This is a genomic window from Mycobacterium kyorinense (genome assembly GCF_001672775.1).
GTDB classification, from domain to species: domain Bacteria; phylum Actinomycetota; class Actinomycetes; order Mycobacteriales; family Mycobacteriaceae; genus Mycobacterium; species Mycobacterium kyorinense_A.
Window position 1 is genome coordinate 1 of sequence record NZ_LZKJ01000136.1, and the last position, 16,221, is coordinate 16,221.

At 65.8% G+C, this 16,221-nt stretch carries 12 protein-coding genes and 2 pseudogenes; 7 read left to right on the plus strand and 7 right to left on the minus strand.

Annotated features, from left to right (window positions below):
• Together A5707_RS24180 and A5707_RS14930 are read left to right on the plus strand one after the other, a co-directional pair.
• Positions 1–677: esterase/lipase family protein (locus A5707_RS24180; RefSeq protein ID WP_065015242.1), on the plus strand; the 677-nt coding region annotated here is incomplete at its 5' end.
• Positions 678–688: 11 nt separating this feature from the next.
• Positions 689–2,131, plus strand: coding sequence for an aldehyde dehydrogenase family protein (locus A5707_RS14930; protein ID WP_065015243.1), 1,443 nt, complete (start codon positions 689–691; stop codon positions 2,129–2,131).
• A 2-nt stretch (positions 2,132–2,133) separates the two neighbouring features.
• Here A5707_RS14930 and A5707_RS14935 read toward each other — a convergent pair whose 3' ends face one another.
• Positions 2,134–2,937 carry an SDR family NAD(P)-dependent oxidoreductase gene (locus A5707_RS14935; RefSeq protein WP_065015244.1) on the minus strand — a complete coding sequence of 268 codons (804 nt, stop codon included), beginning with the start codon at positions 2,935–2,937 and terminating at the stop codon, positions 2,134–2,136.
• 95 nt (positions 2,938–3,032) lie between these two features.
• Between A5707_RS14935 and A5707_RS14940 the strand changes: the two genes are divergently transcribed.
• The 5 genes and pseudogenes from A5707_RS14940 (at position 3,033) to A5707_RS24540 (ending at position 9,305) form a co-directional block, all read left to right on the plus strand.
• Positions 3,033–3,884, plus strand: a complete 852-nt coding sequence (locus tag A5707_RS14940; RefSeq protein WP_065015254.1) for a hypothetical protein — start codon at positions 3,033–3,035, stop codon at positions 3,882–3,884.
• Positions 3,885–3,990: 106 nt separating this feature from the next.
• Positions 3,991–5,406: a WS/DGAT/MGAT family O-acyltransferase gene (locus A5707_RS14945; RefSeq protein ID WP_156657970.1), complete on the plus strand. Its 1,416-nt coding sequence runs from the start codon at positions 3,991–3,993 to the stop codon at positions 5,404–5,406.
• Positions 5,407–5,447: 41 nt separating this feature from the next.
• Positions 5,448–8,246 (plus strand): aconitate hydratase, encoded by a 2,799-nt coding sequence (locus tag A5707_RS14950; RefSeq protein WP_065015246.1) that lies wholly within the window; start codon positions 5,448–5,450, stop codon positions 8,244–8,246.
• A gap of 128 nt (positions 8,247–8,374) precedes the next feature.
• A complete protein-coding gene (locus tag A5707_RS14955) occupies positions 8,375–8,794 on the plus strand; it encodes an Hsp20/alpha crystallin family protein (protein WP_065015247.1) in 420 nt (139 codons plus the stop codon).
• A 156-nt stretch (positions 8,795–8,950) separates the two neighbouring features.
• Positions 8,951–9,305: pseudogene (locus A5707_RS24540) on the plus strand (cupin domain-containing protein).
• Positions 9,306–9,311: 6 nt separating this feature from the next.
• Here A5707_RS24540 and A5707_RS14965 read toward each other — a convergent pair.
• The 6 genes and pseudogenes from A5707_RS14965 to A5707_RS14990 form a co-directional block, all read right to left on the minus strand.
• On the minus strand, positions 9,312–9,638 hold the full coding sequence (locus A5707_RS14965; protein WP_065015249.1) for an STAS domain-containing protein: 327 nt from the start codon (positions 9,636–9,638) through the stop codon (positions 9,312–9,314).
• Positions 9,638–12,195, minus strand: a pseudogene (locus A5707_RS14970) (SpoIIE family protein phosphatase). Before A5707_RS14970 ends, A5707_RS14965 begins: the two are co-directional and overlap by 1 nt.
• 67 nt (positions 12,196–12,262) lie before the next feature.
• Positions 12,263–13,951 (minus strand): GAF domain-containing sensor histidine kinase, encoded by a 1,689-nt coding sequence (locus tag A5707_RS14975; protein ID WP_065015251.1) that lies wholly within the window; start codon positions 13,949–13,951, stop codon positions 12,263–12,265.
• Complete coding sequence (dosR, locus tag A5707_RS14980) at positions 13,944–14,618, minus strand: hypoxia response regulator transcription factor DosR/DevR (RefSeq protein WP_065015252.1); 675 nt, start codon at positions 14,616–14,618, stop codon at positions 13,944–13,946. Before dosR ends, A5707_RS14975 begins: the two co-directional genes overlap by 8 nt.
• A 59-nt stretch (positions 14,619–14,677) precedes the next feature.
• Positions 14,678–15,658 (minus strand): Acg family FMN-binding oxidoreductase, encoded by a 981-nt coding sequence (locus A5707_RS14985; protein WP_065015253.1) that lies wholly within the window; start codon positions 15,656–15,658, stop codon positions 14,678–14,680.
• Between the two features lie 97 nt (positions 15,659–15,755).
• The coding region (locus A5707_RS14990; RefSeq protein WP_269455152.1) for an SPFH domain-containing protein at positions 15,756–16,221 on the minus strand (466 nt) is incomplete at its 5' end.

Sequence of the window (16,221 nt, forward strand, 5' to 3'; positions counted from 1 at the left end):
TGCTGCCCGGTCTGTTGGCCGGTGACGGATCGACGTTGGCATTGCGGCGTCTGCTGCGCGACCTCGGATACCGGGTGCACGGCTGGCGGCTCGGCCGAAACATCGGCCCGACTTCACAAGCGGTCACCGGCATGGGCGATCGCCTGAATGAGTTACACACCCGGTATGGCAGTCCAGTGAGCGTGATCGGCTGGAGTCTCGGCGGCATCTATGCGCGCGCGATGGCCCGTCGGCGCCCAACGTCGGTACGCCAGGTCATCACGCTCGGCACGCCGTTTCGGCTCACCGACAGAAACCAAACCCGTGCCAATGCGGCGTTCAACCGTTTCTCGCATCTGCATGTCGAGCGGGCCTCGGCGCCGCTGGAGCTGGAAACTGAAGCCCTGCCGGTGCCGGCGACGTCGATCTATTCCCGATACGACGGGGTGGTCGCCTGGCAGGCGTGTCTCGATCTTCGCTCGGCAGAAGCCGAAAACATTGCGGTGATCGGCAGCCACTTCGGCTACGGGCACAATCCGGCGGTGGTCTTTGCAGTCGCGGACCGGTTGGCGCAGCCACGCGGCGAGTGGGCGCCGTTTCGGCCGCCGGCGGGCTTGCGGCCGCTGTTTCCGCGCCCCGATACGCCGCATGAGCGATCCGCGCGGGGGAGTTCGCGGACCCGGCGGAATCCCGCTTAGAGGAGTAACGGATGGGCTCACGCTCGCTGATCGACAGCTACGGGCTCTACGTCGACGGACGGTGGACAGACCCGGAAAACGGTCGTTACCAAGACATCTGCCCGGCCACCGAAGAGACGATCGCCCGCGCGCCCGATGCATCCGTCGCTCAAGTGGACGACGCGATTGCGGCTGCCCGGCGGGCGTTCGACTCGGGCCCGTGGGCCGACACCGCAGCCGAGGAGCGCGCAGCGTGCCTCGTCCAACTTGGCGACGCGCTGCACAAGCACGCCGACGAGTTTGTCGCGTTGGCACAAATCGAATGGGGTTGCGTCGCCAACGAACGACAAATCCAGGTCGACAACGCCGCGCACTTGCCCACTCGGGCAGCCGAACTCGCGCTGCAGCTGACCGAAGAGCAGAACGGGGCCACGCTGCTACGCCACGAGCCGTTGGGCGTGGTCGCGATCCTGACGCCGTGGAACTTCCCGCACATGCTCAACGTGATGAAACTCAGCGCGGCACTGGCCGCGGGCAATACCGTCGTGCTCAAGCCGTCGCCACTGACCCCGCTCGCCGGCCTTGCGCTGGCGCGGATCATCGACGAGCACACCGACATCCCGCCTGGTGTGGTCAACGTCGTCACGCCGAGTGGGATCGACGCGGGCAAGTTGCTGACGACCGACCCGCGGGTGGACATGATCAGCTTCACCGGCAGCTCGGCGGTCGGCCGCGAGGTGATGGCCGCCGCCGGCGCTAACATGACCCGGATCTTGCTGGAGTGCGGCGGGAAATCGGCCAATATCATGCTCGACGACATGACCCTCGACCATGCCGCTCTAGAGCGAATCCTATTCGATGCCTGCACATTTCATGCCGGGCAGGCCTGCATCCTGCAGAGCCGGCTGTTGCTACCAGAACAAATCCACGACGACGTCGTCGAGCAGCTGGTGGCACTTGCGCGCCGGGTCAAGGTGGGTCACCCCGTCGACCCGGCGGTGCAGATGGGCCCGCTGATCAGCCGCATGCAATTAGACCGGGTAGCAGCACATGTCGCCGCCGCCGTCGACGACGGGGCCAAGCTGGTGACCGGAGGAGGGCGCCCGGCCGGCTTGGCCACCGGCTTCTACTTCGAGCCGACGATCCTCACCGACGTGGACCCGGACGCCACGATCGCCCAGGACGAAGTATTCGGGCCGGTGCTGACCGTGCTGCGCTACCGTGACGACGACGACGCCGTCGCGATCGCCAATAACTCCCGATATGGACTTTCCGGTGCGGTATGGGGCGCCGAGGTCGATCGCGCTGTCGGCGTTGCGCGCCGCATCCGCACCGGCCAAATCGCGATCAACGGCAAGGCACCCGGCGACGCGCCGTTCGGCGGTTTCAAGCAAAGCGGTCTCGGTCGCGAGGGCGGCGGAATCCGCGGCCTGCACCAATACATGGAGTCCAAAGCTATCGGGCTTCCGGGCTGAGCTCAGATGAAGTCGGAGCCGCCGTCAACGTTGACGGTGGCTCCCGTGACATAGCCGTTGCGGCGCGAGGCCAGGTAGATCGTTATCGACGCGATTTCCTCGGGCAGCCCGGCGCGACCGATGTCGCACGGGTGGTGGAAGGTGTTCTCGACCCACCGCATGACGTCGTGTGGATCTGCTGAGTCCAGTCCCTCGGCGGCGAGGATGTCTTTGAGGTGCTCCGTGAAACTGGCGGTGACGATGGTGCCCGGGCACACGCAGTTGACCAGAATCCCCTCGGGGCCAAGGCTCTTCGACAGGTTCTTCGTTACGCTCGTCAACGCTGACTTGGCCGCCGTGTAGGCGACGAGGCGTGGGCTCTGGCGTTGGATCGAATGGGCGGACAAGGTGACGATGCGTGCCCAGTCCGCGGTCCGCAACATGGGGAGCGCGGCGCGAATCGAGCGGACGGCGGACATGGTGCCGAGGTCGAATGCCCGGTGCCATTCGGCGTCATCGAGGTCCTCGAAGAAGCCGGCACCGGGACCGATGGTGTGCACCAAGCTGTTCAGTCTGCCCCAGGCCGCGTTGACGGTCTCGAACGCTGCGGTGATCGATTCGGCACTGGCCATGTCGACACTGATGGGCAGGGCTTCGGGCGCGCCGGCCATGCGGAGTCGCTCGGCTGCCGCGTCCAGTGCGGCTTGGTCGCGCGCCATCACCGCCACCGAAGCGCCTTCTGCTGCCAGGCATTCGGCGATGGCGAGGCCCATCCCTTTGCTGCCACCTGTGACAACCGCGGTTGCGCCGTCAAGGCCTAGGTCCATGCGGTCCGTCCTCTCCGGTGGTGCGTCGACGTGTCGCACCGGACCTTAACGCAGGCGGACAGAGATAGGGTGGGATGACTGAAGGGATCAGGACTGTGCTTCGAGATATCCGTGAGCTGACTTCGGATCCCGCGGCGTACGCCCAGGAGCTGCAACGGCGCTGGGGCGGCCTGTTGAGCTATCGCTATATCGGGCGAAGCCATGCGTCGATGAACGTCGGTCCAGCCGACGACACGGTCACTGTGCGACACGACATGCGTAATCGCGCCGGCGGCATACTGTTTGCCGTTCTTGGCATCGCTGCACCCGAAGGGGGCCTGGTCACCGACATGGAGGCGGTGCCGAACCCGGTGATTCATTCCTGCCAGGTGCTCGATCCGGGACGTGATGTCTCGCGCTTCGAAGTCATTACCGAAGACCTGAAACGCGGTCAACGGATGGCCTACAGCCGGTCCCGCATTGTCGACGCCGACAACCGCGATCGAGTGCTCGCGCTGACAGAGGGTCAGGGCGTCAGCATCGGAGTGCCGCCGGACGGGCTGCAGAAAATGACGGTCGAACCGATTGAGGTCGTCGACTCACCCACCCTTCCTCCGCTCTGGCAGGTTTTCGGTGCTCACCGGCGAGCGGACGGCGCGTGGGCATTACCCGAACTGTCGGCGGAGGTGGCCTCCCCGGACGCCGCGCTGCACGTGGGGCCGCAGTTCGTGGCACTGGAGACCGCGGCGCTCGACAGCGCTGCCCGGCTCATCGGAACCGATCGACTGCAGGGGCTTTCGTCGCACGTCATGTTTCTTGCCCGCGGCAAGGTGGGCCCCTTCAGGGCCGAAGGCCAGCCGATCGCGGGCACCACCGGCAGTGTTGCGGTCCGAGTGTTGCTGTACGACGAGGGTGCCGACGGAAAGCTCGTCACCGTCGCGTCATACGTCTTTCGTACCTCGGATTGACCCTCGCTGCCAGACCGCCCAACTGAGGACTTATGGCCCTGCCCCGCGTGCTCGGCAGGCGAGATATTAGTAACGAGGCGTAACAGATGCCATGGGAGGTAGAGCCGTGGAGCAATTGACAACACTCGATGCGGGTTTCTTGAAGGCCGAAGATTCCGATCCCCAGGTGAGTCTGGCGATCGGCGGCCTGGTGATCCTCGAGGGGCCACCACCCGATCGGGAAGCGCTGACCACGACAATGACCGAGCGCATCGCCGCCTGCCCCCGGTTCATGCAGCGGTTGCGGCTGCGTCCGTTCGACCTCGGCGCACCCGAATGGGTCGACGACCCCAAGTTCGATATCACCCGCCACCTTCGCCGCATTGCCGTGCCGCATCCAGGCGACGACTCGGAGGTATACCGGTTGATCGCCGACCTGATGGCACGGCGGCTGGATCGCAGCCGTCCGCTGTGGGAGATCTGGGTCATCGAAGGGTTGGCCGACGATCGGTGGGGGATGCTGATGAAGGTCCACCATTGCATCGCCGACGGGATCGCGACTGCACACATGCTTGCCGGACTGTCCGACGGCGGGGTGGGCAAAAGCTTCGCCAGCCATATCCGCGCAGCCACCGAACAGCCGGAACCCGGTGGTAATTGGGCAGCTTCGCTGGCTGGCGTCGTCAATCCGCTGAACTGGATGAACGGGCTATTCACCACATCGGCCGCAGTGACGGTGGCCGCCGCCCGCGCGGCCCGGGGGGCAACCGAAATCGCCGCCGGCCTGCTCCGTCCGACGTCGTCGTCGCTGAACGGACCGATGGGCAGTCTGCGCCGCTACAGCGCGGCTCGCGTTTCGCTCGACGATGTGCGACAGGTGTGCGAGGCATTCGATGTCACGCTCAATGACGTCGCGCTGGCCGCGCTGACCGAGAGCTACCGGGCGCTGCTGACCCGACGCGGCGAGGAGCCACTGGCCGATTCACTGCGCACCCTGGTGCCGGTGTCGGTGCGTTCTGCCGACGCGTTCGGCAAGACAGACAACCGCGTCTCGGTCATGCTCCCTTATCTACCCGTCGAGGTGGAAAACCCGATCCGCCGGCTGAGGCTGGTCCATGCTCGGTTGACCCGCACCAAGTCGAACGGACAGCGCCAAGCAGGCAGCGCCGCCGTATCGATGGCCAATGTCATGCCGTTCGCGTTGACGGCTTGGGCGATCCGCTTGCTGACCCGGCTGCCGCAGCGCGGGGTGACCGCCCTGGCCACTAACGTGCCGGGACCGCGCGAGCCGATGACGATCATGGGCCGCAAGGTCGTCGGTGTGATGCCGGTGCCACCGATCGCGATGCAACTGAGGACCGGCGTCGCGATGCTCAGCTACGCTGACCACCTGTTCTTCGGCATCCTCGCCGACTTCGACGCGGTGCCCGATGTCGAAGAACTGGCCCGCGGCATCGAGACTGCGGTGGCCCGCCTGGTGGTCAGCAGCAAGCGCAAGGCGGCTCGTGAGAGTCGCGGGCTGTCCCTGGTGGTGGGCGCCTAAGGTTGGGGCCACAACCGTTTTCAGCCCGTGAGGGGGTTGCTTTGACCTCGAACAGTTTCGGTACCCGCGATCAGCTCACGGTCGACGACACCGGTTATCAGATCCATCGGCTGGACCGCATCGACGGAGCGCAACGCCTGCCCTACAGCCTCAAGGTGCTCTTGGAGAATCTGGCGCGCAACGAGGACGGACGGTTGGTAACCGCCGAACAAGTCGAGGCGCTGGCGGCGTGGGACCCGGCGGCTGCGCACGGGCGGGAGGTGGCCTACACACCGGCGCGGGTGTTGATGCAGGACTTCACCGGCGTACCGTGCGTCGTCGACCTGGTGGCGATGCGGGACGCGATCACCGACCTCGGTGGCGACACCACCCGGATCAATCCGCTGTGCCCGACCGAGTTGGTGATCGACCATTCCGTCATCGCCGACGTCTTCGGACGGGCGGACGCGTTCCGTATCAACGCCGACCTGGAGTTCGAGCGCAACGCCGAGCGCTACCAGCTGTTGCGTTGGGCCCAGCAGGCTTTCACGGACTTCAGCGTGGTGCCGCCGGACACCGGGATCTGCCACCAAGTCAACCTGGAGTACCTGGCCCGGGTCGTGTTCACCCGCGACGGACCCGACGTGCTACAGGCTTACCCGGACACGCTGGTCGGTACCGACTCGCACACGCCGATGGTCAATGGCCTCGGTGTGCTGGGCTGGGGCGTCGGTGGTATCGAGGCGGAGGCGGCCATGCTGGGCCAGCCGATGAGCATGCTGATCCCGCAGGTGCTCGGGCTGAAACTGACCGGTGAACTTCCACCCGGCACCACCGCCACCGATCTGGTGCTGACCGTGGCGGAGTTACTGCGCCGCACCGGTGTGGTGGGCAAGTTCGTCGAGTTCTACGGGCCCGGAGTAGCCAACGTGCCATTGGCCAATCGGGCGACGATCGGCAACATGAGTCCCGAGTACGGGGCCACCTGCGCGATCTTCCCGATCGACCAGGTGACGCTGAATTATCTGCGGTTGACCGGGCGCTCCGAGCACCGAATCCGGTTGGTCGAGGCCTACGCCAAAGAACAGGGCTTGTGGCACGATGCCGATCACGAACCGACGTTCTCCCAGACCGTCGAACTGGATCTGAGCACCGTCGAGCCGTCGATCGCCGGGCCGAAGCGTCCGCAGGACCGCATCCCGCTGCGGGTCGCACCGCAAGCGGTCAGCGCCCTGCTCGCCGGCGCGCAAACCACCGCGGAGGCGCTGGACGGCCTCGACGAGGCCTCGGCGGAGTCCTTCCCGGCCAGCGACCCGATCGCGGTCAGCACCGATGGGCCGCATGACAAGCCGCACGAACCTCCGGTCTCGCACGACGTCGACTGGACCTCGGCGCCGGTGGGTGTCGAGCTCGCTGACGGCACCGCGGTCGAGTTGGACAACGGGCATGTGGTGATCGCCGCGATCACCTCGTGTACCAACACCTCCAACCCGTCGGTGATGGTGGGCGCGGCCCTACTGGCGAAGAAGGCAGTGGAAAAGGGGCTGAGCCGCAAGCCGTGGGTCAAGACCTCGCTGGCCCCCGGCTCACGGGTGGTGACCGACTACTACGAAAAAGCCGGGCTGACACCATATCTGGACAAACTGGGCTTCAACCTGGTCGGTTACGGCTGCACTACCTGCATCGGGAATTCGGGACCGCTGATCCCCGAGGTCAGCACAGCGGTGACCGATAACGACCTGACCGTCTGCTCGATGCTGTCCGGCAACCGGAATTTCGAAGGCCGCATCCACCCCGAGACCAAGATGAATTTCCTTGCCTCCCCGCCGCTGGTGGTCGCCTATGCGCTGGCCGGCACCATGCGTATCAACTTGACGACACAGCCGCTGGGTGTCGGCAGCGACGGCGAGCCGGTGTATCTGCGCGACATCTGGCCGACGACAGCCGAGATCGCCGAGGTTGTCGACGACCATCTGCAGGCCGAGATGTTCACCACCAGTTACGCCGACGTGTTCGCCGGCGACGAGAATTGGCGCTCACTTCCGGTACCCGATACCGGCACCTTCGAGTGGAATCCCGATTCGACGTACGTGCGGCAACCGCCCTACTTCGACGGCATGAGCCCTGAGCCGCAACCGGTGGCCGACATCACCGGCGCGCGGGTGCTGGCCAAACTGGGCGATTCCGTCACCACCGACCACATCAGCCCGGCCGGGTCGATCCGCACTGATTCGCCAGCCGGAAAGTACCTGTCCGACAATGGGATTGACCGCAAAGACTTCAACTCCTATGGGTCGCGGCGGGGCAACCACGAGGTGATGATCCGCGGCACCTTCGCCAACATCCGATTGCGCAACCAACTGGCCCCCGACACCGAAGGCGGGTGGACCCGCGACTTCACCCAGTCGGACGGCCCGGTGACGACGATCTACGACGCGTCGGTCCACTACACCGAAGCGGGCACACCGCTGGTGATTCTGGCCGGCAAGGAGTACGGCTCCGGGTCATCGCGCGACTGGGCGGCCAAGGGGACGTTGCTGCTCGGAGTGCGCGCGGTGATCGCGGTGTCCTACGAGCGCATCCATCGTTCCAACCTCATCGGCATGGGTGTGCTGCCGCTACAGTTCCCCGACGGCCAGAACGCGGACACGCTCGGTATCACCGCTGAAGAAGCCTTCGAGATCACCGGCGTGAACGCACTCAGCGACTCGATCCCGCAGAGCGTGCACGTCAAAGCCGACGGCGTCGAGTTCGACGCGGTGGTGCGCATCGACACCCCGGGGGAAGCCGACTATTACCGGCACGGCGGCATCATGCAATACGTGCTGCGCAAGCTGTTGGCAGCCGAGCCCAGCTCCTAGCGGTCAAAGTCATTGCAAATCAGGACCTTTGGCCCTGTTGGCACCCGGCGGTCGGCGCGAATACTGAGATCTGCAAGCGCAATGTCCTCCCACCCGGAGGCGCCTGCTCTCACAAGGAGGTGAGCATTATGTTGCTTCGCACAGACCCATTCCGGGAACTCGATCGGTTGACTCAGCAGATGCTGGGCACCGCGGCCAGGCCGGCAGTCATGCCGATGGATGCCTGGCGGGACAACGGCTGTTGCATCGTCGAGTTCGACCTACCCGGAGTCGATGCGGATTCGTTGAATCTGGAGGTCGAGCGAAATGTGCTGTCGGTGCGCGCCGAGCGTCCCGACTTGAACCAGGACCGCGAAATGGTATCGGCCGAACGCCCCCGCGGGGTATTCAGTCGACGACTGATCCTCGGCGACAACGTCGACACCGACAAAATCGAGGCCAGTTACCACGATGGGGTACTGCGACTCACGATCCCGGTGGCCGCGGAAACGCAGCCCCATCGCATCGAGATCAGCCACGACAGCGACCGCGTACCGATTGACGCCTGATTAACACGGCTGCCCGGGGCAGCCCAGATGGGGTGGGCGCGTGAATCGATGACACTCTGGCGCGCGCCCACCCCGTCGCTTCGTTCCGCCGGTCGCCGATAACCCATACAGTGGTCAGTGCCGAAGCTGCGCCCCGCTGATGATGGGTGTCCTCAGATGATGAAGTTCTCGTTGACCGCGTTGGCTCGTGACCAGTTGGACCGTGCCAGGTCCGAGAACAGCGGGCGCAGCGCGGCTACGGTGTTCGGCGGCCATGAGCAAGTCTTGCGGCAGACCGTTATCGCGCTGCGGGAGGGCCATGCGCTCGACGAGCACCACAACCTCGACGAAGCGACGATTTATGTGCTGAGTGGGCGTGTCCGCCTTGTCGGCGACCAAACGGACTGGATCGGCCGCACCGGCGATCTGCTCGTCTTTGCCGAACGCCGTACACGGGCTCAGTGCTATGGAGGATTCGTCGATCCTGCTCACGGTTGCCAAGAAGAACCTCGGCCGCGCCCACGTCGGCTGAACGACGTCAGTGTTCTGCTTTCGGCGAAGCAGACTCGACGGTGGTCAATTCGGTGAGGCCACTGACGGTGAGGACGCGGATCAGCAGGGGCCGAACGATGAGGTGGATGTGTTCGGCGTGATTGAACAGCACGTTGATCGCGGCGCTGTCGAGGTACTCGACCGCGCTGAGGTCGACAGTGATCTTCTCGGTGCTGCCGGCATTTTCGGTGATGGCCGCGGTGAGGGACCGAGTGAATGTCGCGACGTTGCTCAAGTCGATTTCCCCCACCGCGATCAGCACGAGCTGGCCGTCGTTGCCGCCCGCGGTGTCGAGTGTCAGCGGTGTGGGCATCAGGTGATCCTCGCGGATAGGTGAACTGTCGTTCCGGCGCCGCCGGGCTGGATGGTGACGTCGTGCGTGAGCGCTCGCATCAGTGTGATCCCCCGTCCGCGGTGGGGGTCTAGTTCCGGCTGCGGCGGCTTCCACGAGCCGGTGTCGGTAATGGTCAACTGCACCTGGTCGACCAGCGCGGTCGCGAGCAGGCTGATCTCGCCCTCCGGGCTATGGCGGTGGCCGTGCTCGATCGCGTTGGCGACGGCTTCGCCGGCGGCAACGAGCAGGTCATAAATCTGGTCGGGGTCCACCTCGGCGCGGGTCAACCAACTGCGCAGGGCGGCGCGGCTATGCGCGAGGTGGCTGACGTGAGCGGGGAAGTTCATCTCCAACGGGGCGGGTTGGCGGTACAGCAGCAACACAACGTCGTCCTGGTAGCCGCCGTTCGGTGCGAGACCGAGCATGATCTGGTTGGCCAAATCATCTAGCGTCGCAGCGCGGCCGTCTTGAACGAGCGCGGCGGCACGGCCGATGCCGACGTCCAGGGAACTGCGGCGGCGCTCGACCAGACCGTCGGTGTACAGCAACAGCGTCGCGCGCGCCGGGATGATGACGCGTGCTTCCGGGCGGGGCCGGTCGGGTCGTATGCCCAACGGAATGGTGTGCCCGTCGTCGAGCACCCGGGCGGTGCCGTCGACGTCGACCAAAATGGGCGGCGGATGCCCTGCGTTGGAGTACACCAACTCACCGGTCTCGGGGTTGAGCACCGCGCAGACGGCGGTCGTGCATTGCGCCCCGGGGAGCCGCGCCGCGAAGCGGTCCAGCTTCGCGAGAGCGGCACCAGGGTTGGGTTGGTCGAGCAGAAGCGCGCGGCAGGCGCTGCGCAACTGTCCCATCACGGTGGCGGCCGCCAGACCGTGGCCGACGCAGTCGCCGACGACCAACGCGATGCGCCCGTCCTCCAAATCGACGACGTCGTACCAGTCGCCTCCGACCTGCAGGGGCCAGCTGGCAGCCTGGTAGCGCACCGAAAACCCGCGGGGCAGATCGGCGGGGCCCAGGATGGCGTGTTGCAACGCCAGCGCGGTTTCGCGCTGCTGGTCCACCTGGTGCAGCCGGTGCAGAGCCTGGCCGAGGCGGCTTGCCAGCACGGTGAGCAAGGTCTGGTCCTCGAGGGTGAACGGTCGGTTTTCGGCCAGGTCGATCCACACCACGAGCACACCCTCGGGATGCTGCAGCGCGATACCCGCAGCTCCCGGCGTTGCGGTGTAGGGGGCCAACAGGTCGCCGTCGCACAATGAGCGGAGCAGGTCTTTCGTCTGTGGCGGCAGGTCGTCCCAACGTGCGGGCTCACCGATCGACACCACGCCGGGTACGGTTTCCGGGGCGGTGCTGTGGGTGCCGAACGTGACGGCCAGGACCCGGCGGGCCCGCCACAGTCGACGCAGCTCCTCAGCTGCGGCTTGCAGCGCGTCATCGACGGTGTCGGCTTGGGCGAGTTGCTGATTGAGCGCATGCTCGCGACCCGCCGCCAGCGCCAAGGCGATCGCGGCGTGTCGGGCGAAGTCACTGACGAGCTCCAGGTAGTCGCTGGCAAACGCCGGCTGCTGCGGATTGCGCGCGACAGCGATTACACCGAGCACCGCCTCGTCCGCAATCAACGGCATGACGACTGCCGGACGTTCACCGACATCGGTGAATCCCTGGATTGGGTATTGGAAGGAATCAGTGATCAGCGGGATGCCCCGGCGCGCCACCCCTCCTGTGGTGGAGCCGTCCATCGGAACCTGCTGGCCGATCACCTCGGAGGCATACCGGCCCGCCGTCGCGGCCACGACCAGGGTGTCGACTTCGTAGGCCGGCAAATCGGGCTCACTGGGAACCAGCAAGATCGCCTGCTCGGCATCGGCCAACTCCAGCGCCCGGCTCACGATGAGCTGCAGTGGTTCCGTCTGCGGATCGGCGGACAGCAGCGCGCTGGTGATCTCACGACTGGCCTTCGTCCATTTGGCCGATTCGCGCTCGCGTTCGAAGAGCCGCGCATTGTCGATGGCGACGGCCGCCGCCGAGGCCAATACCCGCACGGCACCCTCCTGGAACGCGGAAAACACCCGGCCGGGCCGATCGTCGGCCAGGTAGAGGTTTCCGAAGTCCGTGGACCGGACGGTGATCGGTATTCCCAGCAGCGCCCGCAGCTGCGGATTGTGTTCATGCAGCCGGGCAGTCTGCGGATGACGACTGACATCATCGACGCGAAGTCCGTCACCTACCGGCAGATCGCCGAGCCGCCGCGCCGTGTCGTTGTCGATACCCACGTGCATGAAAGACAGGCCACCGTCGGACCCGCGGATGCCCAGCGCCCCGTGGCGAACGCCGGTCAACTCCATCGCCGTATTGACGATTCGATGCAATGTCGCGGCTAAATCAAGATCGGAACCGATCTCGACGATGATTTGCACCAGCTGTTCCAGCTGATCTCGAGCTGCCCGCAGCTCGTCAAGTTGCGAATGCTCTGCGGTCACCGCCCGGCACCGGCCGGGTCGACGAACGCGGAACCACTTCGGTCGCTGTTCACATATGTCAACCTAATCGGTCAGCCGGGCGACCGCTGCCATCTTGGTCAGCCAGCCGGATGGAGGTGCTCACGGCAGCGGCGCCGACCAATGCAGCGCAACGCCGCCATTTTCGGCGTTTCCAACGGTGAACGTGCCGCCGGCTTCTTCGGCGCGACGGCGCAGGTTGGCCAGACCGCTTTCGGTGACCGGCCCGGCGAGGCCGCTTCCGTTGTCGACGACGTCGATAGCCAACTCGTCTTCGACCTTGATGTCGACGGACACTTCGGACGCGTTGGCATGACGGATGGCATTGCTGACCGCCTCGCGCACAACCGCTTCCGCGTGGTCGGCCAGCCCGGCGTCGACGACCGACAGCGGCCCGACGAACTGGATTGCGGTGCGCACTCCCGCGTCCGCGAATTGCGTGATGACGTTGTCGAGACGCTGCCGTAGCCGAGTCGCTCCGGGCGGGCCACCGTGCAGATCGAAGATGGCAACCCGAATCTCTTGAATGGTCGCTTGCATATCATCGATGGCACTCGAGAGACGCTGTTGGACTTCGGGTTCGCGGGCCCGGGGGATGGTGCCCTGCAGCGCCAGGCCGACCGCGAAGAGCCGTTGAATGACGTGGTCGTGCAAATCGCGCGCGATGCGGTCCCGATCGGTCAGCACATCGAGTTCACGCATCCGCCGCTGAGTGGTAGCCAACTGCCACGCCAACGCAGCTTGGTCGGTGAACGCGGCCATCATGTCGAGTTGTTCCTCAGTGAACGGTGTCGCTTTGGCCTCGCGCAGCACCACGACAACGCCGGCGACGGTATCGGCGGCTCGCAGCGGCAGCACCAGCGCGGGCCGCGCGCCGTCGACGCCGTCGAACTCGATCCGGTCGACCCGCTGCGGATCACGCTTGATGAAGGCGTCGCCAACTGCGTTGTCCGCCAGCGAAATCGCCTCCCCTGCGGTAGCAGCGACTGCGTCCCCCACGGTTTCGACGACCACCAGTTCCGCCACCCTGTCGCCGGCGGTGTGGTCCTCGGCCGGAACGGCGATCATCGCCGCGTCGGCGCCGGTCAGCTTGAGCGCCTCTTCGGCCACCCGCCGGAACACCGCCGCGGGTTCGGTGCCCGACAACAAGTCGGTGGCGATGTCGCGGGTCGACTCGATCCAGGCTTGCCGCGCCTTGGCCTGCTGGTAGAGGCGGGCATTGGCGATCGCGATGCCTGCGGCTGCCGCCAAGGCCCGCACCAAAACCTCGTCATCCTCGGTGAAGGGTTGCCGGTTGGCCTTCTCGGTCAGATACAGGTTGCCGAACACGGTGTCCCGGATGCGGATCGGCACCCCCAGGAAGGTCCGCATGGGTGGGTGATTCTCCGGAAAGCCCACCGACGCAGGGTGATCGGCGATGTTGTCCAGCCGAAGGGGTTTGGGGTCGTCGATGAGCAAGCCCACCACCCCCCGGCCCTGGGGTAGTTGACCGATGCTGCGGAAGGTGGCCTCGTCGATGCCTTCGTAGACGAACTGCAGCACCCGCTTGGACTGGTCGTGCACCTCGAGGGCGCCGTATTGGGCGTCGACGAGATGGGTGGCGGTTTGCACGATCGAGCGCAGGGTGGCATCCAGCTCCAGGCCGGCGGTGACCACCAGCATGGCCTCGATCAGCCCGTCGAGGCGGTCACCGCTGGCGGCGATCTGTTCGACGCGGTCTTGCACTTCGGTCAGCAGTTCTCGCAGCCGCAGCTGAGACAGGGTGTCGCGCAGTGGGGGAGTGCTATCCATCGCTACGCCGCGGCCGTTCGAGCTTGGAGGCGAAGACCGCCGCCTGGGTCCGCCGTTGCATGCCCAGCTTCGCCAGCAACCGGGACACGTAGTTCTTCACCGTCTTCTCGGCCAGAAACATCCGGTCCGCGATCTGTTTGTTCGTCAGCCCCTCCGCCAAGTGATCAAGCAGCACTCGTTCCTGCTGGGTGAGTCCGGACAGCGGGTCGGGTTGCTCGGCTTCGCCGCGGAGCTTGGCCATCAGCGCCGCAGCGGCGCGGTTGTCGAGCAACGAATGCCCGGCGCCGACATCTTTGATGGCCCGGGCCAACTCCATGCCTTTGATGTCTTTGACGACGTAGCCACTGGCGCCGGCCAGAATCGCGTCGAGCATCGCCTCGTCCGAGCTGTACGAGGTCAGCATCAGACAGCGCAGATCCGGCATCCGGGACAGCAGATCGCGACACAGTTCGATGCCGTTGCCGTCGGGCAGTCGCACATCCAGGACCGCGACATCGGGCTGCGCCGCGGGAATCCGGGCCAGCGCCTCGTCCACCGATCCCGCCTCGCCGACCACCTCCAGTTGTGGATCCGAGCTGAGCAGATCGATGAGGCCGCGCCGAACGACTTCGTGGTCGTCGACCAGAAAGATCTTGACCGCAGCAGCGACGGGGTTATCCGGGCTCATATCCAACACTGTGGGTCGGAAACCAGGCGGGCGCAAGGATCGCGCATCGCGAGCTCCGCTCAGCTGTGTACACGCAAGACCTCGCTGAGCGGCCGGCGCGGCGTGGGCGGCGGTACCTCGTCCATCGCGGGCGCAACGCCGGCCCGCACCACGATTTGGGGCACGGCGTCGCGCCCCAGGCACGCCCGGACCATGTCACGGGTGGCCCGGACCTCGGTGATGTGAGTGACCGTGCAGGTGGCCAACCCGGCCATCGTGCATTCCAGCAAGACCGCAGATAGCGCCTCGCCGGAGGCCAACCCCGCGGCCCGACTGTCGTCGTCGGTGGACACCAGCAGAAGCGTCGCGTCGTCTTCGGGGACGCCCGTCCGCCGTTCGCTTTGGTGGGTGACCGGAAAGGCCCGTGCGACGCCGACCCGGTCGCCCTCGGCCGCGGAGACCAACGCACTGTACGGGATGCCCTCTGTCGCCTCGAATGGTGCTGTCCACCAGCCCAGTTCGGCGTGATACCGCGAATCATAAAGTCGCAACGACTCGGCGAGCTGGGATGCTTCGGCCAAACACGAACGCAGGTCGTCGGGCATGACGTCCAGATAGACGGCATCGCCGTCGACGGCGTTGCGCAGCACCGGCTCAAACGATTCCCATTGGACTGCCGCCAGGAACGGCAGCCGGTCGGTGCGCCGCAGCAGGATGGCGTCGGCGCGACGACGATGCGCATCGGTCACGAATTCCATCGGGCTGAAGTGAATAGCCGCCAGATGATTGGGGTCGTTGGGATTCGGGAACCGATCGACATGTGCCTGCCACCCGGCGGCGGCCATCGCCACCCGCAGGTGGTCGAGCGCGGCCCCGCAGCCGATCAGTGCTTCTCGTCCCGAGCGGTCCGAGAGCATCACCCGGCGCGGATCGAGGAACAGCTGTAGTTGGTCAGCGTCGAGAACCCACCGCCATGGCTGGGTATTGTGCAGGGACGGGGCACGGCAGGCTAAGCGCACCGCATCCTTGATGACTTCGGTTTCCACCATCGTGGCAGGCATCTGGACCTCCGATCTCTACCTGCCCTCAAGCATTCTCTGCGAATCCGCCCGCGGTTAGGGCCATTGGTCCTTCCAGCGGTGCCATTAGGCCCGACCGTCAGCGATGCTCGCCGAGCGAATCGGCGATGTCTGACAACACCTCTGGGTGTTTCAAGAATGGGGTGATGATGTCGACCGGCAGCGGGAAGACCACCGTCGAGTTCTGGTCGGCACCCAGCTCCAGCAGGGTTTGCAGGTAGCGCAGTTGCAGGGAGGCCGGGCTTTTCGACAGCGTCTCGGCCGCCTCGCGCAGCTCCTCGGAGGCCTGCAACTCCCCGCGCGCGTTGATGACTTTGGCACGCCGCTCACGTTCCGCCTCGGCTTCGCGCGCCATCGCCCGCTGCATGGACTCGGGAATCTCGACATCCTTGATCTCGACAACCCGCACTTCGACACCCCAGGGCTCGGTTTGCTTTTCGATGATGGTGCGCAGGTCGCTGTTGAGGTCTTCGCGGTGGCAACCTCTCAGATCGCCCAGACCACCCTGCGCTCGCTGCTCGGCCGCGCGGATCTGGACACGCTGC